The organism is Ruegeria sp. CE9, assembly GCF_056537425.1.
This window is the reverse complement of the sequence record NZ_JBQFRO010000012.1, coordinates 1-22,750: the sequence shown is the minus strand read 5'-3', so window position 1 is coordinate 22,750 and position 22,750 is coordinate 1. Positions and strand designations below refer to the sequence as shown.

At 56.3% G+C, this 22,750-nt stretch carries 17 protein-coding genes; 7 read left to right on the top strand and 10 right to left on the bottom strand.

Annotated elements, in window-relative coordinates:
- Window positions 1-192: 192 nt before the first annotated feature.
- The 10 genes from ACR0B3_RS19085 to ACR0B3_RS19040 form a co-directional block, all read right to left on the bottom strand.
- Complete coding sequence (locus ACR0B3_RS19085; protein ID WP_480810437.1) at window positions 193-1,614, bottom strand: AMP-binding protein; 1,422 nt, start codon at window positions 1,612-1,614, stop codon at window positions 193-195.
- Complete coding sequence (locus tag ACR0B3_RS19080) at window positions 1,607-2,452, bottom strand: hypothetical protein (RefSeq protein ID WP_480810436.1); 846 nt, start codon at window positions 2,450-2,452, stop codon at window positions 1,607-1,609. Before ACR0B3_RS19080 ends, ACR0B3_RS19085 begins: the two co-directional genes overlap by 8 nt.
- The gene (locus tag ACR0B3_RS19075) at window positions 2,449-3,780 is read right to left on the bottom strand and encodes a hypothetical protein (RefSeq protein ID WP_480810435.1); all 1,332 of its coding nucleotides are present in this window, start codon (window positions 3,778-3,780) and stop codon (window positions 2,449-2,451) included. The genes ACR0B3_RS19080 and ACR0B3_RS19075 overlap by 4 nt, the downstream gene beginning before the upstream one ends.
- The gene (locus ACR0B3_RS19070) at window positions 3,777-4,928 is read right to left on the bottom strand and encodes a BtaA family protein (RefSeq protein WP_480810434.1); all 1,152 of its coding nucleotides are present in this window, start codon (window positions 4,926-4,928) and stop codon (window positions 3,777-3,779) included. The genes ACR0B3_RS19075 and ACR0B3_RS19070 overlap by 4 nt, the downstream gene beginning before the upstream one ends.
- Window positions 4,867-7,329 carry a PEP/pyruvate-binding domain-containing protein gene (locus ACR0B3_RS19065; RefSeq protein ID WP_480810433.1) on the bottom strand — a complete coding sequence of 821 codons (2,463 nt, stop codon included), beginning with the start codon at window positions 7,327-7,329 and terminating at the stop codon, window positions 4,867-4,869. Before ACR0B3_RS19065 ends, ACR0B3_RS19070 begins: the two co-directional genes overlap by 62 nt.
- Window positions 7,326-8,237 (bottom strand): UbiA family prenyltransferase, encoded by a 912-nt coding sequence (locus ACR0B3_RS19060; protein WP_480810432.1) that lies wholly within the window; start codon window positions 8,235-8,237, stop codon window positions 7,326-7,328. The genes ACR0B3_RS19065 and ACR0B3_RS19060 overlap by 4 nt, the downstream gene beginning before the upstream one ends.
- The gene (locus ACR0B3_RS19055; protein ID WP_480810431.1) at window positions 8,234-9,499 is read right to left on the bottom strand and encodes a hydroxymethylglutaryl-CoA reductase; all 1,266 of its coding nucleotides are present in this window, start codon (window positions 9,497-9,499) and stop codon (window positions 8,234-8,236) included. Before ACR0B3_RS19055 ends, ACR0B3_RS19060 begins: the two co-directional genes overlap by 4 nt.
- 553 nt (window positions 9,500-10,052) lie before the next feature.
- Window positions 10,053-12,113: an adenylate/guanylate cyclase domain-containing protein gene (locus ACR0B3_RS19050; protein WP_480810430.1), complete on the bottom strand. Its 2,061-nt coding sequence runs from the start codon at window positions 12,111-12,113 to the stop codon at window positions 10,053-10,055.
- A gap of 496 nt (window positions 12,114-12,609) precedes the next feature.
- Entirely contained in the window at window positions 12,610-13,425 is an 816-nt protein-coding gene (locus tag ACR0B3_RS19045) for an SDR family NAD(P)-dependent oxidoreductase (protein WP_480810429.1), read from the bottom strand.
- A 187-nt stretch (window positions 13,426-13,612) separates the two neighbouring features.
- Window positions 13,613-13,753, bottom strand: a complete 141-nt coding sequence (locus ACR0B3_RS19040) for a hypothetical protein (protein ID WP_480810428.1) — start codon at window positions 13,751-13,753, stop codon at window positions 13,613-13,615.
- Between the two features lie 555 nt (window positions 13,754-14,308).
- On the opposite strand from ACR0B3_RS19040, the gene ACR0B3_RS19035 reads away from it, so the two are divergent.
- The 7 genes from ACR0B3_RS19035 to ACR0B3_RS19005 all read left to right on the top strand — a co-directional run bounded on the left by ACR0B3_RS19035 (window position 14,309) and on the right by ACR0B3_RS19005 (window position 22,583).
- Window positions 14,309-16,408, top strand: a complete 2,100-nt coding sequence (locus ACR0B3_RS19035; RefSeq protein ID WP_480810427.1) for a hydantoinase/oxoprolinase family protein — start codon at window positions 14,309-14,311, stop codon at window positions 16,406-16,408.
- On the top strand, window positions 16,405-18,054 hold the full coding sequence (locus tag ACR0B3_RS19030; RefSeq protein WP_480810426.1) for a hydantoinase B/oxoprolinase family protein: 1,650 nt from the start codon (window positions 16,405-16,407) through the stop codon (window positions 18,052-18,054). Before ACR0B3_RS19035 ends, ACR0B3_RS19030 begins: the two co-directional genes overlap by 4 nt.
- Window positions 18,051-19,133 (top strand): aminotransferase class I/II-fold pyridoxal phosphate-dependent enzyme, encoded by a 1,083-nt coding sequence (locus ACR0B3_RS19025; protein ID WP_170761661.1) that lies wholly within the window; start codon window positions 18,051-18,053, stop codon window positions 19,131-19,133. Before ACR0B3_RS19030 ends, ACR0B3_RS19025 begins: the two co-directional genes overlap by 4 nt.
- Complete coding sequence (locus ACR0B3_RS19020) at window positions 19,130-19,873, top strand: maleate cis-trans isomerase family protein (protein WP_480810425.1); 744 nt, start codon at window positions 19,130-19,132, stop codon at window positions 19,871-19,873. Before ACR0B3_RS19025 ends, ACR0B3_RS19020 begins: the two co-directional genes overlap by 4 nt.
- Window positions 19,870-21,216, top strand: coding sequence for an MmgE/PrpD family protein (locus tag ACR0B3_RS19015; RefSeq protein WP_480810424.1), 1,347 nt, complete (start codon window positions 19,870-19,872; stop codon window positions 21,214-21,216). The genes ACR0B3_RS19020 and ACR0B3_RS19015 overlap by 4 nt, the downstream gene beginning before the upstream one ends.
- Complete coding sequence (locus ACR0B3_RS19010) at window positions 21,209-22,177, top strand: D-2-hydroxyacid dehydrogenase (RefSeq protein WP_480810423.1); 969 nt, start codon at window positions 21,209-21,211, stop codon at window positions 22,175-22,177. The genes ACR0B3_RS19015 and ACR0B3_RS19010 overlap by 8 nt, the downstream gene beginning before the upstream one ends.
- Window positions 22,178-22,322: 145 nt before the next feature.
- A complete protein-coding gene (locus ACR0B3_RS19005; protein ID WP_480810422.1) occupies window positions 22,323-22,583 on the top strand; it encodes a proline racemase family protein in 261 nt (86 codons plus the stop codon).
- Window positions 22,584-22,750 lie beyond the last annotated feature (167 nt).

Below are 22,750 nucleotides of genomic sequence, written 5' to 3'. Positions count from 1 at the left end.
GGGCTTTACCTGATGGATCTCGTGATGCCGGGCGCAAGTGGCTAAACGGCCTTTTCTGAGATCGGTGATCTGGTGGCTCGGAATGGTTTGAAAGAACATAACGATTGGCAATATGTTTTTGGTAGCCCGCAATGACAAAACTTAGCTCGACTGGAGTTATTTGTCGAAACCTTGAAGGAAATATATCGTCGACTAGTAACCTAAGATATGGGCGAGCTTTGCCCGGTCAGTTTTGGATCTGTGTCGCTTGTCCATTGGTATTTTTTTCACATGGATCACTTTGGCAACACCTATCTTCTGCGCTAGATTACCCCAGTTTGAAAGCTGATCCTTGTCACCTTCGATGCACAAAGCGGGACTTCCGTCGAGGTTCATAAGTGCGCTGTTCGTCACGCTCGGCCATCGCCTGGCAGCTATTTCGATTGCAAAAGGAAAGATGCGACCAGTCGAGGTTGTCACGTCGCTCCCTAGCCTACCTAACAGCCACAATCGTCCCTGACCGTCCAACTGGCCCGCGTCGCCGGTTCGATGCCAGATTTTGGTGTCTTCCTTGATTTTGTTTTCCTCGGCGTGGGTGGGGTCAAGATAGCCATCGTTCACGTGATTGCCCGCCACCTGAACTTCATCATCCCGAATTCGGAGCTCGATCTGCGAAACCGGACGACCGACGAGAAGCCCCTTACCCGTCTCCATTTCACGTAGATCTGTTTCAGTGATGTCACGCACATCAAGATGCGTAATCGGTTCTGCCTCGGTCGACCCATATACGCAGACTACGTCCAGTCGGGTTTTGGCGAGAAGCCTCTCGATCAGATCTGGGAACACCGGCCCCCCGCCAGTGAAAACTGTGTGCAAAGGGCCCGTATCATTACACTGAGCAAGCTTTTCGCACAAAGACGGAGGGATCAATAGCCGCGTAACTTGCTGCTTCGATATCAAGCTCGATAACTGCTCGGGGGATACTCGATCCAGATTGCTCATATTCCAGTTTGGCAGAACAGTCGTACGCCCAGCTGCAAGGTTGATCAGCGTAAACACGGGGAATGCGACCAGATCCCGTTCGACGGCATCGCTGTCAAGAAGCGGCGCAATCGCATCGTGTTGAGCCATCAGAAACGCATGGCTTCGGGGGATGGCCTTAGCCCGGCCTGTGGTTCCCGATGTAAATGAAATGAGCGCCGTGTCACTGTCTTGAACAACCACAACCCCGGGGTACTTGCTGGCGTTGCTTGGCCGCAAAAGGCGCAGTTTCAATAGCTCCGGCACAACGAATTTGAGCAAAGCAAAGTAACCAGACGCGCAAAAAGCCTTGGGTCGGGTCGCTCTCGCTGCGTGGCGCAATCCCGCAAGCCCCATCGCCGGTTCAGGCAAAACCACCGTTGCCCCCAATGACCATAAGGCAGCAAGACTGGCATAGAGATCAGCGCTGACTGGCATCGCCAGCAGAACGCGATCGCCGGGGTCGACGCCCTTACGCCTCCACACGTTGGCCAGTTGTCGCGCGCGTTTCTGAAGCTTACGAAAGGTGATCTCACGGCCACTGCCTTCAATAATGGCCGTCCGGTCTGGGTGTCGATCGACAGCGGCGGCAAAATGGTCCAGCAGGTTAGCCATCCAACCGCAGCCCCAACAGGCTGTACCGCCGGAATATCTTGGCCCCTTCAACGACACTGCGGTCAGCGGATTGGTTATCATCATGGATCAACGCATGGATGGCAGTTCCAAAACCAAGTTTCAGGGCAGACTTGTGGAAATGACTGGCCAAATGGCGACCTGCGCCACGTTCAAGGCTTGCATAAGTCTTCAGGATTGCCGTTGTCGGATTTGGGCCTTCTGCATAGTTCGGAATGCCAAACAGAAAGCCCGCCAATGAGCCATCCGGCCGACGGGCAAAGAAGATAAGCTCGCGCTTCAACATCGGAACAACAGGCATGTACATTGCGAGAAAATCGCGCTCAGAAATGGGTTTATAAAAGGCGTTTCGGGCGAACGCCTCAACAGATAGTTGATGAACCTGCCGGAACAACTCTTCTGGGTTGGTTCCGTCCCAGGGTTCGACATCAAATGCGTCGGTTGCGGCAGGAGTAGACTGGGCCGTTTGTTCCAATGACACACGTGCCGAGAAATACTTGCTGATGGTGGTAAATCCCGCTGCCTCAAACACGTCGGGCTCATGGGGCTTGTTCGTCGGCTCCATCAAAAACGGAGCTGAACCGTCGCTGTCGGATACAAACCTATAGCTGTGCCACGTATCGCCCGACATCGGTCCAATGATCCGATCAACCCCGGTGTGCCGGACACGCCCAATAGCCATTTGCAGAGCCTCTAAACCAGCCTCATGGCTCTGGCATGAAAAATCGCCGATTGTAGCAGCGGGTACGCCATCCCAATCCGGTCCCTGCAGATAAACACACAGTTTAGCACCGTCGGTCTGAATGCTTTCTTTCGTCATGATACAGCTCCAGCGATAATCTCGTCGCCAAAAAACCCTGCTGTGGACCAGATGTAATAGGCCAGCGGGGGGATTAGGGCCAAAAGCGTGAGCTTCGAAACACGGTTCTTTTGGAGCAGTTGCGGAAGCAACAAAGGCACAATCGCCATGATCGCGAGTGATACAAGCGAGAGCGTGGTCAAGGGCTCGGCCCAATTTGAGTGTTCAGAATTCAGGGATACGGCCCAGGCTCGAGTAAGGAACAAAACTGCAGCAGCAATCGGTATTGCAATCGGAATGGTACGCAATGCTACAGCAACAAGCCCCATGGCCAACCCCATCGCACTGAGCCCAAAAAAGGATATCGCATCCCATCCCGTTGCATTTCCCGCCGCAAGCCAACCAAACCCCAAAAGCCCCAAGGCGGCGACGACATCCAGATCTGGATACTTACTGTCGCAAGGAGAAGCGGTTCGCGCCCAACCGTGCGCGGCAAGAACCATGATTGGCAGTACCGTGTTCTGTAATTTTGCTGCGGCGAGCAGCAGAAATACCGCAACAACATAGACACGGGTCGTATGTTTAGTCAGGCCCAGCTTTGTTCCCACCACGCCGAAACTGACCAGGGCAGCAAAGAACAAAATGGTCAGCACCGCCAGCTCTGCCAACGAGCTGTAGTAATGGGCTTTCAGAAAAACCAACAAGCCTAGCGGCAGGAACAGATTGTCAAAGCCCCGCCAGCTTTGTGCCTCGACCAATGTGCCAAAGGCCGCAACCATGAGGGACAGCATCATGATGTTGGACGGCGGGAGTTTCGACAAAAACAAAAAGCAGATGATCGAGACCAACAGCGTTACGACAAAGAACACGACTGACCCTTCAAGGCTCTTGTCACCGTCTTCAACCACGTAGCGCTTGGTTCCGTATGTCGTACCGGCAAGCGCAGCAGCAGCATCCGCCAGGGTCAAAACGGCGATCGGAAGCACGTAGTACAGAGTGTTTTCCCCGGCCAGCAAAAAACAAAGTCCCACGGAAAGCGCCAACAAGAAATCACCGTATGAGGTGCGCTCGACGCCGTGCAACGCTGCGCCCAGACCTTTTGAGAAACGGGGTAAACGCAAAATCATCATAACGATCATGGTTACTCCGATCAGCATATAGACCGGCCATCGATCCGGGAAAATCCACGGCAGAACCAGCGTGAACAAACCGGTTCCAACATGCATCAGTTTACGTTGTACTTCAGCGTTCAAGCCAACCTTTTGCGCCAGCCGTCGGACAATTGCCATCAATCCCAACAGGGCCAGAATAGACACCAAGGCCAGCAGGATCTGAGCCAGAACACTCACGCCAGCACCTCTTCGACGACAAAGTCCGAGTAGAAAAAGGCCATGTCGCGCGCTTTTAGCTGATCCTCAATCGCGCGACGTGTTTCGACTTCGCCCGCAAATGAAGCGGGCACGCGGCGCGGTGCCATCATGTTCCAATAAACTAGACGCGCCTTTGGCGCGGCAGCTGACAAAATTGATCCGTAGACCTGCTCAAACACATCGGGCGACATGTATTCGAAAATGTCGGATAGGTTGAATCCGTTTGCTCTTTCACCGGTCGACACAAAAGCCTCTAATGATCCGGGCCTGATATCGAGACGATCAAGGCGGGCGCGAATGGTTTCATAGTTTTCGGGCCGCCAGGCCATCGGCAGCGCGTCACCATGCGTACCTTTTAGGATCCAGTGCAAATAAGGGTTTTGCGACGGATCAGTATCAACGCCCGCGTGGCGAATACGACGAGCCACGTGCTGAGCGGGGCTACCTTCAACGTGATCGAAGAACGCCTTGTCGCGCCCCATGCGTCCCATCACAAAGCGGGAAAAGAATACACTCAGTAACAGCCGCCATCTGAAGGTATTGAAGCGCGTATCGAAGAAAACCTCGCGCGCATCCGGCGACCGGGACGCAAAGACGTCATCAATCGTACGTCTGGAATGTACAAACGGCAAAAGCCTGGTACGGAAGATGCGGAAGTACCGCTCGAACTTGCCGACCCCGCCTATCCCGTACCGCTCCACATCTGGGGCAAGACCGGCCCAGAAGGCGCTTGTTTCAGGATCAGTGGCCTTCAAAGCCCTCGTCAGCAGCTCTGTTCGCCTCTTGCTGGGCCGCGATCCTGTCAGTTCCAGAAACTCGGGGTGCGTCAGGCTTTGGAATGCGCCGATCCTTAGCTTTAGGCAGGCAATCTGCGCCGGTGACAGGTCGACAACCACAACCTTCGCAGGGTCCAGCGTCAGCATAGCCAGTGCATTGTCCCCTGCAGAACAAATGGATACCAGTGTACCGCCTGCACAATCGCACAGCGCGTCGGTCAGAACGTCCGCATCCTCCCACAGCTGCGCATATCGGATGTAGTCGAAATCTGCCTTGCTTGCGATTTCGCTATGCGCCATCGCATCGTTCCACTTTGCCGTTTGCACCATCAACCGAAAGGGTTTCGCCATCCTTAATCCAATGCGTAGCCCCTTTCAGACCGACAACGCATGGAATGCCCAACTCACGCGCCACAATTGCGGAATGTGACAACAACGACCCCCGCTCCACGACTATGGCCGCAGCATTCGAAAACACTGCGATCCAACCCGGATCGGTGTGACGCGCCACAAGGATGTCGCCAGGCCGCAATGCCTCAGTACGCGGATCGCTGATCACACGCGCCCGAGCGGTCACGTGTCCGGCCGAACAGCCGGTGCCGGTTTTCACACGTTCCGGATCGCTGTTGACCTCTTCGTTATCCACCCAGATCGGAGCGATGGCCGGGCCCCTGACCTCAATCCGCTCTGGTGGGTCCGGACGCTGGGACGCAGCGACATCTTCATGTTGTCGTTGCGCAACTATAGCTTTCAGATCAGGCGAAAGGCTGAACCCTTCGACGGCTCCCAAGACTTCATGGGTCGTCAGATAAAACACGTCGCGGGGTTTATTGAGCAGCCCCCTGGCTGAAAACTCCCTACCGATCCCCAGAAAGACACGCCGGGCGTGACCAAAGATTCGAGTGCGTTCGAATCGCAGGTTTTCTCGGTCACGTACACGGGCCTTGGCCCAGCCCACGATCCATTTGGATAGGCGACGTTTCAGCGGATTGGCGGGAAACAGGGTTTTCCATTCAGGTTCAGTGCCGATGTGTCGTTTACCTTCAGGACGGGCGGCACTGGCTGCAACGGCCATCAACAGACTGGTGGGATCATCGCGCAGCGGAATGCTCTCCAGTTTCAACTCCTCTGTGCATCGATCCCCGAATTTGTCTAAATAGGAGCGAACCTCAGCCTCGATTTGCGGAAAGGGGGCAAGGGTTTCAACCCGACATTCCGCGCTCAGTTGACCAGTAATTCCAGCCTCGCGGACCAAGTGAGCCATGTGCGCAATTCGCTGCGCCGGTTCAGCTGAGACAATATCGCCCTGACCAATCATAACATCGTTATGCAGCAACAGCCCTTCTTCACCCAACCACTTGTGCAACAGGTTGCGCGAGGCACCAAATGCGATCATGCAGAGGAAATCATTTACAAGCGGCGCGTCCCAACGATCCAACAGGGCGCTTTCGATATGGCGATACTCGGCGGCCAACTCAGTCGCATTCGCTGATTCTATGTCGAGATCACGATCCAGAACCTCGTTCAGCCTTGCATAAAAGTTGCGCCGGGTTCGAGGCAAACACACGGCCTGCCAGGTCAAGCTACCCGCAACCAAAGCCAGTTTTGCGTATTCCAATATCTTGCGCGCACCTTTGGCAGGAGCAGGCCCGATCCCATCCGTGATTTCACGCGGCATGGGCTCGGACACACCCATCATTGTCTCCATATAGTCGCGATTTAGCGAGAACCCCGGCAGCAGCGCCAGCGCTCGGTACCAGTTGACCAGATTGTAATAGACGCGCCCATCAATGCGCCCGAGGAAATTGTCGAAGATGGTTGAGTTCTGCGCGATGGTTTTATCTGATACGCCCAAAAGCCGAACAAATGCCCGATAGACGCGAGAATATACGTGCAGGGCAAAGGAGTAGGTCAGCGGACTGACCATGCCGGGGTAACTTTCAACGATGTTTGAATTGTCAAAAATGGTTAGCGCATCATCCGGCACCGCTTTGGGTTGCAGCGGGGTCGTAATCGGTCGCGCCTGCAGAATGTGCAGTCCCAGCGCGGCATCGAATGCCCATTCAATGTCTTGTGGGATGCCAAAAGCCTCTTCCGCTTTGCGTGCCAACTTCGCGACCTGAAGCGCTTGATCGGGTGTCAGAACTTGAGCCTCGGATTGGGAGCACGCTACGTGATCGGTTTGATCAATGGTCCAATCCTCACCATCAACCTCACCTGCCACGAGGGCATTGCCTAACCCTTTGACGGCAGACACAACTGCGGTATTTCGTTGCCCGGTCACCGGATCGGCCGAGAAAGCAACACCGGCCGTCGTTGCATCAATCATACACTGCACAATGATCGCGGGGGCTTCTGCCTCGCCCCCGGAAGTGACCGAGCGATAAGCTTCAAGTGTATCCGAAAAACCTGATTGCCAGACCCGCTTAGCGGCCTGCAAGACCTTACTGCCAGTGACATTCAGGACCGTATCGAACTGCCCAGCATGGCTGTGATCGGCACCATCTTCCGCCCGACCGGAACTGCGCACCGCATAGGGCCCTGGACCCAGCGCATCCAATGCGGCAGCAAGCGCCACACTCAGTTCATTTGCCGCGACAGGCCCTGACTTGCCCGCGCGGAATGCAGCATCAGTGATGACAAAAAACGCAGGTGGATTGAAACCGTGACGCGCAAGACGTGCCAGCGCAGCCGCTTTCCCACCGACCAATGTCGGGTCAGTTGCATCGGATTGATTGACGATAAAGGTCATCTAAAGCCTCCGACCAGAAACGGTAAAAAACCTGCTGTGGCATAGCAAAAAAAGACCCAAAGCCCTGCGATTGTATCCATTCTGCCTTGCGCCTTGGGCGTTGGCGCCTTCACGTAGCTACGGGCAATTAAACAACAGGGTGCAAACGCAGCGGCGCCGACCACGACGGTTAACCAGCCAACGCCACACGCAAACCCTGTAGCCACCAGAAACACGAAAGATAACACGACACAGGACAGCCAGACGATGGCGGCACGGCGATACCCCCAATGGCGCGAATAAGTGTCTACCCCGTCAATTTCGTTCTCAGGCGCCCATAATTTGCGTCCGATCTCAAGAACGCAGCCATTGACGAAAGACAGTGCCAGAAACAACCACAGATTTGATGCAGCGGCACCAGCCGGAAGCCATTCGATGCTTGTCAGCAGTAAGTCGATCAACGGCATGATCGACATATGGCTGATCAGATACAGAACTGGTCGCGCCTTTAGCCAGATAGGAACGCCAAACTCGACTGTCATCGCTGCCAGCCAAACCCAAACCAATAAAAGAAACCACAAAACCGGCAGGTACCATAACCATGCAGCTGCTGCTGCGATCGGCACAGTCAGTAGGCCAAGGGTTAGAAGCTCTGCCGGGGATATCAGCCCACTTGGAACAGGGCGCTCCGGCCGGTAGCGGCGGTCGTCTTCGGCATCCTTGAATTCGTCGCAAACCCGCATCTGGAAAAACAGCGCCATTGCCAACACAAAACCAACCACAAAAGCGGGCCATTCGGGCAACGGGCGATCAGCAAGCCGCGCTGAGACGCAGATACTTGCCGCTGAAAACACCAGCAAAAGTGGTACAGTTTTCTTAAGTGGAAAGCGTTCAGATTGATAAATCCATACGCGGTTCAAAAAGGTCATCTTTGACGTGCCAGGCTTTCATGCGCCCGCGTGAAATGCCCCGCGGCGATCGCAGCGACAATCGAAATTTCTCCGCACAAGCAGACGGCTGCGGCGACTTCGGCTAATGCTGTCCCGTGGCCCGCGCCCTTCAGCCCTAAAATATTCAACGCCGCAGATTGGCTGGGTAAGCCGGTGCCGCCACCCACCGATCCAACAAGAACATTTGGCAGCGTTACCGAGCAGAAAAGATCGTCTCCTCTGGGTTCCATCCGTGTCACCCCCATCGCGCTTTCGGCGACACAGGCCGCGTCCTGCCCGGTCGCGATGTAAAAGGCTGCAAGACCATTGGCATAGTGGGCCTGGGCCCCAAGCTGACCTGACAGGTGCGAACCAAGATTGGCAACGCGCCCATACGCCAACATCGCATCCACCGTAGTACCAAGCGTCTTTTCGACAATATCCGCAGGCAAAGTAACTGACGCACTCACCTTGCGCCCGCGACCGGTCACCATGCCCAGAGCAGAAGCTTTTTTGTCACCCGAAAAGTTTCCTTCGATGTACCAATTATCAATTGGAACTGGACACTCTGCGGCAATGGCCTGGCACAGCGCATCCGTTGCAATTGTCACCATGTTCTGACCAGCCGCATCACCCGTTGTGTAACGACAGATCAGAAAAACAATGTTCGTATCGATAAAAGGTTCCAGAGAGACAAGTTTGCCATGCCGCGTTGTGACTTCAGCTGCCGACTGGAGATCGTCAACATTGCTGACTACCCAATCCACAAATTGACCCGCCTGTAATAGGCTTTCGAACACAAAGGCTGGCGTACGCAACACACCTTCGTACAGGACGGCTGTACTTACACCGCCGGATCGACCAGCCGCATAGGCCCCTCGCGCATAGGAAGCAACAAGCGCTGCCTCGGTCGTTGCGAGCGGCACAAAATAATCTCCGTTGGCGTTCATTCCGTTCAAACGCAGCGGTCCAACGATCCCAACTGGCACTTTGACGGTACCTATGAAGTTTTCAATATTGGCGCTGTAAACCTCAGCTGCTTCGATGGTTGCATTGTCCGCGATCAATGCTTGATCTGCATCGCTTGCCTTCGGTTTCAACTGACCCCAGAAGCGTGCGACTGTCGTGCCATCAGCCTTGCGAGACGGGCGTAAAGGCGAAAACACTTCATCGCTTGGAGCCATTTGTTTTGGCGTGCGATCAACATCGTATCGCATCTTAATACGTCGCAGCATCTCGCGCACATGAAATGGAATAATCAAAGGGCAACTCCGGCAAAAACGTTGGGCGCAATGACTGCAGATAAATGCCTGTACTGGCAGCACACTAACAAGAAAGTAAGTGATATCCAGATGGAGATTGCGATGACGCTACGCTTTTGCGTTAGTCTACCCCAAAGATAAGGAAGTGAGGATCAAGTAGAAGGTTCGACAATGTAATCTCGCACAGAGCTGATTAACGCACCACGCCAAGAATTGAAGACTATGGCCTGAATCAGAATTTAGCTTTCAACTGCTTCGATAATTTTGAGCAGTTTTCGGCGTGCGAAACTAGTGTCATTCTTTTGGCTTTCGACAATTAGCCAAATTCGGTCCAGATCAGTCATTTGGCTAAGTATTGCGGTACCGCTGTTAGCTTTTGTTCTGGACCTTCACTTCAAAGACGAAGTCTTCCTCCTGCTAAACATACACCATTCGAACCGCGGCAATCGTCCGCAACTCGCAATCCAGTTCGCGTATGCGTCAAGGGCAGCCAACAAACAAACAGTCAACGAAATATCTTGGGATCGAAGCGGTTAGGTTTGAACGAAGGTAACTAGCTCTTTTTCTTTGTCCTCGATACTGCGCGCCAGTCCTCCGTAGGAGGCCTGGCCAAAAGGCTTTGGGCGCGGGCCGCCATTGCGACTGAAACGGGGTCGCCATTTCGCGCCTGGTCTGCGGCCTCGAAGTTGGAAATAGCCATTTCGAACCGCCTCGCCCGATAGTGTTCAAGACCTTGTTCATAAAGCTTTATCCAGTCAAGTGATCCGTCAACCCCATCCTGCATCGCGATTAGTTCATAAATCACCAGTTCCTCGGCGCGCCCAAATACGGCCACCGTGTCCAACTCGCGAACCACTATGGCGTCGGCCGCCTGGCGTCTCGTCTCCGGCCCGATCAGGATCAAGGTGCCATAGTCTTTGTTGGCGCCTTCCAATCGGCTGGCAACATTCACCACATCTCCGATTGCCGTGTAATTTAGCCGTTCCTTTGAGCCGATATTTCCCACCAGAGCATCACCACTATTCAGCCCGATCCTCACACGCAGGGGATTGCCAGCCTCATCTTTGATACCAGACGCGTCCACAGCAGCGACAAGGTCCAACGCTGCGCGGCAGGCATGAACTGCGTGGTTGGCATCTTTGCGCGGCGCGCCCCAAAACGCCATCACGGCATCGCCGATGAATTTATCGATCGTGCCACCGTTTTGAATGATCGCCGCTGAGGCCGCGCTGAAAAATGGCTCCATCAAGTGGACAATTTTGGGGCCGAGTTTCTCAGACATTCCCGTGAACCCCGTGACATCGCAAAACAGCACTGAAATCTGTTTTACGTCACCACCCGGCTGCGTCTTGATACCTTCTGCGACCAGCATGCGCACCAGATCGGTAGGCACGTATTTCCGGAAGGCAGACAGTCCCGCAGCCATACTCGCGGTCGCTGCAGATAGATTTTCGAGCTCAGACAGTTTGGAAGGCCTGCGCGCAATCCGCTCGACATCAAAGCGTTCGATTTTGCCCAGATCTTCGGCAATGCGGGCCAGCGGGTTTGCCACGATACTGCGGATCAGCCAGATCGCCAGTCCGGTTGCAATAACCACAACGATGATCAACACGTAAATCAGGTTAATCAGCGTTTCATCAATGCTCGAAAGAAAGGCCGCTTCAGGAATGACGGTGGCAACGCGCCAGCCATAAAACCCCAGGGGCGTAAGGGCCACCGCATAAGGCACTCCGTCGATGACGATACGCTTCGTCAACGTACCCGGTGAATTTGTTTCAGGGTCAGCCAACAGCCTCTCGCCCGAGATCATGGCGGCTTCGTAAAGCTTACCCTCGCCCATGCGCGCCGGAGTTGTCTCATCCGCTTGGGCATCAGGTACAGCAATGACCTTTCCATCGGCATTCAGAATGAACGCTGCGCCAAACTCGCCCGGTGCCAGAGTGGCAAGAAAGCGAGACAAACGGTCCGTTTCGATTGCAACGGCCAGAACCCCTTGCCGCGTTCGGTTAACGTCTATCGGACCTGCATATGCGTAAATGGTTTTGTCACTATCGGGAAGGTCTCGCACTTCTATCCATCCGGCAGAGCTGAGGCCCATGAAGTTTTCGAACCAGGCATGTTCGCGCGGATCATAGGCTGTTTCCGTAAAGGTCCGATCTTCAAACTGGATGTCACCGGGAATGAAGATGTAGCGGTCTTTACGCAGCATGCGGTCTCGGATCGCGCTGTCGATCTCAATCATCTCAAGCCCGCCGTCACCCAGGCGATGTGACGCAAAAAAGTTCCCATCTGGCCAGCCAAAGAACATCCACGAGATATTTGGCTGCGCCTGCAGTTGGGACAAAAACACAAACTCTCGCTTGTCGGCTTGCCGTGTCGCGATGACGTTCTGGACAAAGATGGTGCGAACGGCGGCCCAGGCTGCCTCGGCTGATCTAAGGGTCACGCCGACCTCGATACGGACGGTATTTGCAATCTGGCCGTTTATTTCAGCCGCCAGCATACGGCTGTTGTCGCGCGCCGTCGTCCACCACAGGGAATGGACAATAAAGGTCGAGACCCCAATGGACACAGCCACCAGAATTGACACTGCAATGCCCACGCTAAATCGCAACTAAATCTCCGACATCCAAGCCATTTACATCAGTATTGGATTGAGACTGAGATGAGCGCAAAGCTTTCTTGGTGCTAGCTCCGAATTCTCACGCATCTGTTAGGTTTGCGCCAAGGGATTTGTCAAATCGGACACCCCATGATCGCTTGCGGGATCTGACCTTTAGAGCCTCTCGTATGACCGTACATAAACTGATGGCGTAAATGGCATCAAAGAAACACTGTCGCGCCAATCCGACGACGCCATTCACAACTGACCAATCATTGCCCCCCTCGCGTGTTCTGAAACAGTGCACAGCCCAACGGACGCCGCCTGTTAGCTGAGGTTCAGATGCCCATCTTCGCAGTGCCACCTATGCTTCCTGCCTCGGCCCCATTATTGCCGATCCCTCCTCTTAGGAAGGATTGAGTCAGCGACTTACGACATCGCCAACCAAGAGTTTTCAAAGGAATATGGCCACAGAAGCGGGTGCGGCAACGAGCAGTAAGCACAGGTGTCAGATACCCATCGGAACGCCACCTGCGACAGGTAGGCTTATACCGGTGACATACTGTCCGGCTGGGCCCGCCAGATATGCGACGGCATTGGCAACATCATCGGGAAGGCCAGCGGAACGAAGCGCAACGCTTGCGTATCGGCGTTTTTGTGTCTCCGCCAGGCTTTCTCCTGCTTCCGCCGCGAGCCGTGCATTTGCCGCCTCATGCATGTCGGTTTCTATATAGCCAGGACAAACGGTATTGCAGAGAACGCCATCCGGTCCAAATTCTGCCGCAAGCGTCTTTGTGAGGCCGACGAGCGCGTGTTTCGTCGCCGTATATGCACCAAAGCCTGGCTCTGCTCCAAGGCTGCCCGTTGAACCAATATTGATGATCCTCCCTCCACCATGCTTTTGCATGTGTGGGATGGCTGCTTGCGCCAGCATCATCGGCCCCAGCACGTTTACGCGATAACTCATCTCCCATTCGCTTGGCGTTGTCGTCAGAAAGTCTGCCGAGCCTGCGAGGGACCCGGCATTGTTGACCAGAATGTCCAAACTGCCGAATTCGGAGATACACCGGTTAACCACGGAAGCTACTTCCTCGGCCTTGGTCACATCGAGCGCCAGCGCCAGCGCTTCTATCCCAGCATCTCGAATTTCCTGTGCGATCTCTTCGAGGCGCACAATCGTCTTGTCCTTACAGGACGTGCCCACACGGTCTGTCACAACAACCTTTGCGCCATCTGCAGCCAATCTCATTGCGATTGCGCGGCCAATCCCTTGAGGTGCGGAGGCGCCAGTGACTAACGCGATTTTTCGATCTAGTTGTTTCATAAGTTCAAATGGGTACGAATGGTCATCGATGTCAAACTGCTAGGGCTTGTTCAGCAAAGTTACTGCATTGGTCAAGTTTTTGATTTTGCACGACGCCACAATTCTTGCGATGACAACTAAGGTCCACTTCGCGCCGCAATGCCCGGGTTCGCTTTGTTGCCAATTTTGTATCGTAGCGAATGCAACTTTAGTCAGGCGTTTCACCGCCTTCGACGGTGCGGCGTACATTCATGGCGTTGCCATACCCCGTGTCGCCATCACCAATCAGAGGGATATCAACCGCGTCGGCAATGTTGCGGGCCTGATCGACGACTTCACCATAGCTCATCAAACTCAGATCAGGCGTCCCAATCCGGCTCGCCGAAGCCGCCAAATCCTGACATGAATGTCAAGTTCATACCCTGCTTGTGCGATCAGTTTTGCGGACAACGCATCAAAACACCAAGGCATGACGTGGCACTTATCCTGCTGCAAAAGACAACGCCAAGGCTTCCGTTGGGTCCATAAATACAAATGCTGCAGATTGCCCGAAGTTACGAAATACAGTGAAATCAAGAAGCATTCTTAGGAAGAATTCCTGAATTTCGGCCAACACCATATGAGTAGCTGGCCGCTTTCTGCGATCGCCGCTGAGATCGCGAATGCCTGCTGGACGGTTTCAAATTTATGTTGACAGCCCGTCCTGTGCTCGGGCAGCATTTTTTCGAAACTGAATTGCGCGAGAGCGGTCATCTATGACGCAAGGCATGACGGAAAATCAGGGGCGCCGGGCGACCGGCTGCGATCTCGTCGTCTGACGTGAAGCTGGTTTTTGTCGCTTCGGCCGGTGCCGGAGCGAGAGTGTGCATTCCTTCTGATTTCTCTCCATTTCTGGTATCCCTACATGCGCGAAGAGAACGGGCTACGCCTTGCCGTCGATATCGGCGGTACTTTCACCGATACGGTTCTGGTTGATGGCCGTGGGTACATCCTTGCCACCACTAAAACACCGACCACCATAGAAAACCCGACCCTAGGAGCACTTGCGGGTGCAAAACATGTGTTAGCTGAATCCGGGTCGGACTGGTCACAGATCGTTGGTTTCATCCATGGCACGACCCTGGCCACCAATGCTTTGATCGAGCGGCGCGGCGCGGTTGTGGCAACGGTCACGAGCGAGGGATTTCGCGATATTCTCGAGATCGCCTATGAACGCCGCTACAACCAGTACGAGATCAACCTTGTCAAACCTGATCTGATCGTGCCGCGTTCGCGTGCCTTTACTATCCGTGGACGGATGGACGCGCGCGCGCAGGAATTGCAATCGCTTGAAGAGGAAGCCGCTTCCCGATTGGCCGCAGAGCTTGTGGCCTGTCGCGCCGAGGCCGTGGCGATTTGCTTGATGCATGCATATGCCAACCCGGCGCATGAACTGCGGTTGCGTGATCTTCTGCGCGCGAGGTTGCCCGATCTGGTGATCTCACTATCTCACGAAGTCAGCCCCGAGGCACGCGAGTTCGATCGGCTCTCAACCACGATTGCCAACGCTTATATCCAACCGCAGATGGCCAGCTATCTGGCTGATTTCCAGGCGCGATTTAACCAAGAAGGATTGACTTGCCCAATCCTGATGATGACTGCGGCCGGGGGCATGACGACGATAGAAACCGCAGCGCGTCTGCCCATCCGGTTGATTGAATCCGGTCCTGCGGGCGGGGCGATTCTGGCCGCGCGCCTCGCCGCCGAGACTGGTGAGCGCGAGGTGTTGAGTTTCGATATGGGCGGCACGACCGCCAAGCTTTGCCTGATTGACCAGTATCGCCCACAGGCAGCCCGCAAGTTTGAAATCGCGCGCGCTGCGCGGTTCATCAAAGGCTCTGGCATGCCGGTACGCATTCCGGTGATCGAGATGATCGAGATTGGCGCGGGCGGCGGATCTATTGCGCATGTCGACCGTTTGGGTCGCCTGCAGGTCGGACCAGAAAGCGCAGGGTCTGAGCCCGGGCCGGCCGCTTTTGCCAAGGGCGGAACCGAACCGACAGTGACAGATGCCGATGTGGTGCAAGGGCTGATCGAACCCGAGCGCTTTGCCGAAGGGCGGCTCAGGATCGACATGGACGCGGCGAAAACCGCGCTTGCCTCGGGTATTGGAGAGATTCTGGGGCTTGGCGCGGTGCAGGCGGCCAATGGGGTCAGCGAAATTGTCGATGAGAATATGGCCGCCGCCGGGCGGATGCACGCGGTGGAATCGGGCAAGGATTTGGCCGCGCGGCTGATGATTGCTTTCGGTGGGAATGGACCCTTGCATGCAACTCGGGTTGCAAGGCGCGCACAGGTTGATCGCATCCTGATCCCGCGCGATCCCGGCGTGGGCTCAGCGGTCGGATTTCTGTTCGCACCCGTATCTTTTGAGATCATACGGTCGCGCTATGCCACGCTTGAGGTGCTCGATCTCGACGCGCTCAACGCCTTCTTTGACGCGATGATTGAAGAAGCTGAGGCCGTGGTAAGGGCAGGCGCGCCTGAGGGACGGCTGACCCGACGACGGCGGGCTTTCATGCGCTATCACGGGCAAGGGCACGAGATTGAAATCCCGCTGCCTGACCGGGCGCTGGAAAAGACAGACATGCCTGCATTGCTTGGGGCATTCGAAAAGGAATACAGCCGCCAGTTCAGCCGTGCCGTTCCAGGAATGACGGTCGAGATCCTGAACTGGGCTCTTGAGGTCTCCTCGGAGCCGCCCGCGCTTACGTCCCATTCTGAAGTTCTTGCGAAACAGCCTGCACAACCAACCGGTCAGCGCCAAATCCTGTGTGATGTATCCAGTGAATGGCGCAACGCGGAGCTTTATGATCGCTCTGCGCTTCGCCCGGGCGATCAACTGGGCGGGCCCGCCCTGATCATCGAGCCGCAGACCACAACTTTCGTGAGCGCCGATTTCTCCGCCGAAATCGACGGCGGCCTCAATATCTGGCTCACACGCAATCGGGAGGGCAACCGATGAACACAACAAACACGCGTCTTCAGGTGATGTGGAACCGGCTTCTGGCCGTGGTTGAAGAACAGGGACAGGCACTGATCCGAGCGGCTTTCAGCCCGATCGTGCGTGAATGCGGGGACATTTCAGCTGGTATCTTCGACCTGCAGGGCCGCATGTTGGCCCAGGCGGTGACCGGCACACCGGGTCATATCAACACTATGGCCGAGGCAGTAAAAACATTGCGCGGGCGCTTCCGGCTTCAGGACATGCGGCCAGGTGATATCTACCTTACCAACGACCCATGGATCGCCTCGGGCCATCTGAACGATTTTCTGCTGATGATGCCAGTGTTCTACCGGGATCAGGTGGTCGGGTTCACCTCCTGCACCTCGCATCTGGTCGATCTGGGTGGGCTAGGCATGGGCCCTGAGGGTGCAGATATCTATGACGAAGGTCTGCTGATCCCGCCTTGCAAACTGATGGAAGAGGGTGTGTTGAACACCCTCCTGATGGAGATCGTCAAAGCCAACTCACGCGAACCCGTCGCCAACGAGGGCGACATCTATGCGCTGATCGCGTGTTGCGAAGCTGGCGCAAAGCGGCTTGCGGGCATGATGGATGAGTTCGGCATAGACCATTTGGATGAACTTGCCGACTATATCATCGATGCCTCATATCGCGCTACCGTTGAAGCCATCGCAGAACTTCCGAAAGGGACGTGGTGCAATGTGCTGAAGGTGGACGGTTATGAGCATGGGATTGATCTGCACGCAGCCCTGACCATCGGCGAGGATCGTGTTGAGCTGGATTTCACCGGAACATCGGGGCTGTCCAGCAAGGGCATCAACGTGCCGCTCAACTATGCGACCGCCTATTCGGTTTTTGCCCTTCGCTGCATAATCGGGCCGGATATTCCAAACAATGCAGGCTCACTTGCACCGTTTCACGTAACCGGGCCGAAGGATTGCATCCTGAACGCTCAGCCTCCCGCACCAGTGGCCATGCGTCATACGCTGGGGCAGATGACGCCCGATCTGGTCTATGGCTGCCTCTCGCAGGCTGCGCCGGATTCCGTACCGGCCGAAGGGGCATCGTGTATGTATGATTTACCCCTTCGGCATGCGCCCGAGGCGGTTTCGCGCGGCGATGAGCAGTTTGCGTTAGAGCTTGTGTTCAGCGGTGGAACAGGCGCGCGACCCGGTCTGGACGGCTTGTCGGCCACCGCGTTTCCGTCAGGCGTCTGGGGAAGCCAGGTGGAAACCACCGAAGCGGTCGCGTCGGTCCTGATCACCCGGCGCGAGCTCAAGCCGGACAGCGGCGGGTCCGGACGGACACGTGGAGGTTTGGGACAGCATATCGAAATGCGCTCGTCAAAGGACGAGGATTTCATGCTGTTCCTTTCGGTTGAACGGGTCTTGAACCCCGCGCGGGGCCGGTTCGGCGGAGGAGAAGGCGCACCTGGACGCATCCGCATTGGCAAGGATGGATCTGATCTGCCGGGCAAAGGCGAGGTCCGGGTGAAGGCGGGCGAAACTCTGATCTTTGAAACTCCGGGGGGTGGCGGCTTTGGGGATCCGCAGGATCGTCCGCGCGAAGATGTTCAGCGCGACCTTGAAGAGGGACTGATAAGTCAAAAAGTGGCGCGCGAAATTTATGGTATCGATCCATGATCAACCCCGTCGCCCATATCAATGCTATGTCGCCATATGCACTGGCCGAGCTGAACGTGCCCGAAGGCAAGCGCCTGATCTCGCTGTCGCAGAACGAAAGCCTGCACCCACCTAGCCCGCGTGCAATCCAGGCTGCTGCCAAGGCTTTGGAGGCGGGGCATCTTTACCCCGATCCGGACTGGGGCGAACTGCGTGCTGCCCTGTCCGCACTGCACGGCATCCCGGCCGAGGGCATCCTTTGCGGCAATGGGTCGATGGAACTGATCGCTGGTCTGACGCAAGTCTTTGCCGATGAGCGAAATGCAGTACTGGCCCCGGCGCATGCCTATCCGTTCTTCCGAACTGCCGCGCAGCTGGTGCGGGCGCGTTTCGACACTGCCCTGGAGGAGGATGGCCGCGTATCAGTGGATGCCCTGCTAGAGGCTGTCCGACCAGACACACGCATCGTATTTGTTGCCAATCCCGGCAACCCCGGCGGTACCCGCATCCCGCGCGCCGAGCTATTGCGCCTTCGCGACGGATTGCCGGGCAATATATTGCTGGTGATCGATGAAGCCTATGGTGAATTCGCCGATCATCTGGGTGAGCACACGTTCGATCTAGTCGCGCGAGGCGACACGGTAATTCTGCGCACCTTCTCCAAGGCATACGGTCTGGCCGGAATGCGGGTGGGCTGGGGCCTGTTCCCTCTCAACATCGCGCGCGAGCTTCGCAAGGTGATGAACCCCAACAACATATCGGTCGCTGGACAGGCCGCTGCCGCTGCTGCGTTGGCGGATCGGGCTTACATGGTCGCAACCTGCAGGGAAACGGCTGCATTGCGCGACAGGTTTCGGAACAGGCTACGACAGGCCGGGTTCGACGTGCCTGAAAGCTACACCAATTTCGTGCTGATCCGAATGGCTAACCCCGAGGTGGCAAATCGCGCCGATGAAGCACTGCGCAGCGAAGGTGTCTTTCTACGTCCACAGGGCGGCGCCGGGCTTGCCAATTGCCTGCGCGCGACCATTGGTGTCGCAGGTCATCTCGACATCGCAGCCGGGTTATTGGAACGCTGGGCAAAGGAGGAAACGCCATGAACAGTTCTCGCGGACGCGCCCGCTTTGGCATTCTGGTGCCTTTCACCAACACCAATCTCGAACCTGACATGGTGCTGCTGCGGCCCGATGGTGTGTCGCTGCATTTCGCCCGAATGGGGGGCTATGATCAGGATGAGATTCCGGATGCTGACCAAATGCACGGGCTTGGCGCGGCCGATCTGGACGAGCCTTTGGGCCTGCTGCAGGGCGTGCGCCCGGATGTAATCATGTATGGCTGCACCTCAGCCACGCTGACCCATGGCCCGGCCTTCGACCGGGGACTCGCTGAGCGGATCAAAGCCCAAAGCGGGGCCGAGACGGTAACGGCAGCTGGGGCATTGGTGCATGCGCTGCAAACTCTGGGTACGACCCGCATCGGTTTTGCCTCGCCTTACGTGCCCACGATAAACGACATGGCCATCAGATTTCTGGCCGCATCCGGTATTGAAACCGTAGCCCGGTCGGAGGTGAGTGGTGAGCTCGACAATTACGGTCAAGGCGATCTGGACCCGCAGGCGGTGTTCGATCTGGGCCTTGCCGCCAACCATCCCAAGGCCGAAGCGATTGTGCTGTCCTGTACTGACATGCGCAGCGTCGAGATTGTCGCGCGTCTTGAGCAGGCTGTAGGCAAACCGGTCATCACGTCAAATCAGGCGATGGCTTTTCAGGCCATGCAGCTTGCAGGTTTCGGTGAGGCCTTACCGGGATATGGCCAGCTCTTGGAGAGAACGCTGCTATGAGTTTTGATAAAATCGCAGAATTTGTGCTCTCGCGCCAGGACATGCCGCAAAGCGCGATTAACATGTCAGCAACGCTGCTTATTGACACGGTTGGCGTAGCGGCAGGGGCCGCCGACATGGACGCAGGGCGGATCGCGCGCGATCATGCGTTTGCCTTTCACGGCGCAGGTGCCCCGGATCACGCCGCCCACATGATGTTCGATGGTCGCCGTGCTTCGTCCCCGGGGGCGGCCTTTGCCGGGGCCACGCAGATCGACAATCTAGATGCCCATGACGGATATAACCCGACCAAGGGCCATATCGGATGCGCCGTGGTGCCCGCGCTTTTTGCCTTCGCCGAAACCCGGCCAGAACTGACCGCGCGCGATGCACTGATTGCGCTGGTCATGTCCTATGAGGTCGCCGCCCGGGCTGCCTTGGCCCTTCATGCGACGGTCAGCGACTATCACACCTCCGGTGCATGGAATGCGCTGGGGGTGGCTGCGCTGGGTTGTCGCCTGTTGGGTACAGATCCCGATCATCTTCGGCATGCGCTGGGAATTGCCGAATACCACGGCCCGCGCAGCCAGATGATGCGCGAGATTGCCAACCCGACCATGCTGCACGACGGCTCGGGCATGGGTGCATTGGTCGGTTCAATGGCAGCGTTGATGGCGCAGGACGGGTTTGAAGGCGCACCTTCGATCACGGTCGAGGCCGATGACGTTGCCCAGCACTGGGCCGATCTGGGCGAGGTCTGGACGATTGAGCGGAACTACATCAAACCCTATCCGATTTGCCGCTGGGCGCATGCAGCACTTGATGCCCTGTCCGGGCTGATGCGCGATCATGCCTTCTGCGCAGACGACGTAATCCGGATCGAGGTGAACACGTTTTCGCAAGCGGCGGCGCTGTTTCCCGACATGCCCGCGACCACATCGCAAGCGCAGTACTCCCTGCCCTTCGCGCTTGCGGTGATGCTGGTGCGCGGCCGCATCGGGCCAAAGGACATTTCCGGAGCTGCACTGAGCGATCCGAAGATAGCCGCTGTTCTGGCAAAGGTCTCGGTGCGCGAGGAGCCCCGGCACAGCCAGCGCTTTCCCGTCGGGCGGTGGTCTGATGTCGTTGTCACGTTGAAAGATGGCTCCCAGCTTGCCTCGGGCGATGTACAAGCGCGCGGCGGGCCCGAAGCACCAATGGCGCTGAGCGAAGTCGAAGCGAAATTCCGTGTGATGGCTGCGTCGCTCCCCGAGCCTCGCGTCATGGCGCTGTGGAAAATGCGCGAGCGTTTATTGCAGCCGGAGGCCAAGTTCGATGAATTGGCTCAGCTTGTCCGCGCCCCGACGGAGGAAAACCATGTCTGACACCCCGCGTATCGTTTTACATAACGGCGATACTACTCCGCTGGTCCGATGGTTGCGCGCTGAATACCCGCATGCAGATTACCGCGAATGCAACAGTTATGAAGCGCTCCCCGCCCTGATCGAAAGCTACCGCCCCGAGATTGTATATTCTGTCCGCTTTGCGGGTACGCCAGGCTTTCCGCGGGATGCGTTGATTGGGCCTGATGGCCCACGTTGGATCGCCAATGGCGGTGCCGGCACTGACCATTACGGCCAATGGGATCCCCAGAAGACCACCATCACCAATGCCGCAGGCGTGGCTGCTGGGATGATGGCCGAGTATATCCTCGGTGGGTTTTTGCATTTCACGCTGGATATTCCGGGGCTGCAAAAGGACAAAGCCGCCCGGGTTTGGAACACCCGCATGGTTAGACCGTTATCGGGCAAGACGCTTCTGATCGTTGGGCTGGGCCATACCGGCCAGGCGGTGGCGGCGCGCGCTAAGGCCTTTGGCATGAAAGTCGTGGGAACCCGCGCCCGCCCCGTGCCGATGGAGCATGTCGATGAGGTTCATGCAGCGGATGAATTACACGACCTCATGCATCGTGCAGATTTCATCGCAGTCTCGACACCGCTTACCCCAGCAACGCGCGGTCTGATTGGCGCGCAAGAGATTGCGGCGATGAAGCCCGGCGTCATCTTCGCGGATGTCTCGCGCGGAGGCGTAGTGGATCAGAGCGCGCTGTACGACGCGCTGAAGGCCGGACACATAGCGGCTGCGGCGCTCGATGTGTTCGAGACCGAACCCTTGCCCGAGACTAATCCGCTCTGGGCGCTTGAAAACGTGATCATCTCACCGCATTGCTCATCGGTCTTTTCCGATTGGGAACAAGCTTCATTCGAGTTGTTCATGCAAAACCTCGGTCGCTGGTTACGCGGTGAAGAACTGCTCAATGTCGTGAACCCTGCCCGTGGGTATTGATAGGTACGCCAAATCAAACCGAATGACAGACTCGTGCCCGGTCGCTCAGCCTCTCATGCACGCCACAAAAAACACTAACGAGCCCAAATTGCGTTTTCGAACTTATGGATTTAGACGACGCCTGAAGGGCGGGTTGGATAGCTAAATGGCACCTTTTTCAATGTCGAACAAGACAACGGCAATCGATGTAGAACTTGCTGGTGACGTTCTTCGTGTGGCCACTTCCGGCTTACCTGAAATTACTTCGAGAAATGCAAATCAGGCATTATCCGAGCTGCGATCAAAGCATGAACCGTTTCGCGACTTCCTGAACCTGCCGCCAAATGGAAATCGCCTCATCAATTCCTGCCTGCTCTATCCACCATTTGAAAAAGGCGCGAAACGTCGGTTTGGATTTGGGTTTTAACGTGGAATGCGGACCTGACGCCTTTTTCTCGGACGCTTTCTTCCACCCGGCTGCGGTCTCGTGTTTGACGCCACAGGTCTTTGCGACATCGCGTGTTGACAGACGTCCGGTTCTCATGCGTTGACCCACTTCATTTTTGAATTTTCTGGTCCACAGTCGACGGCCGT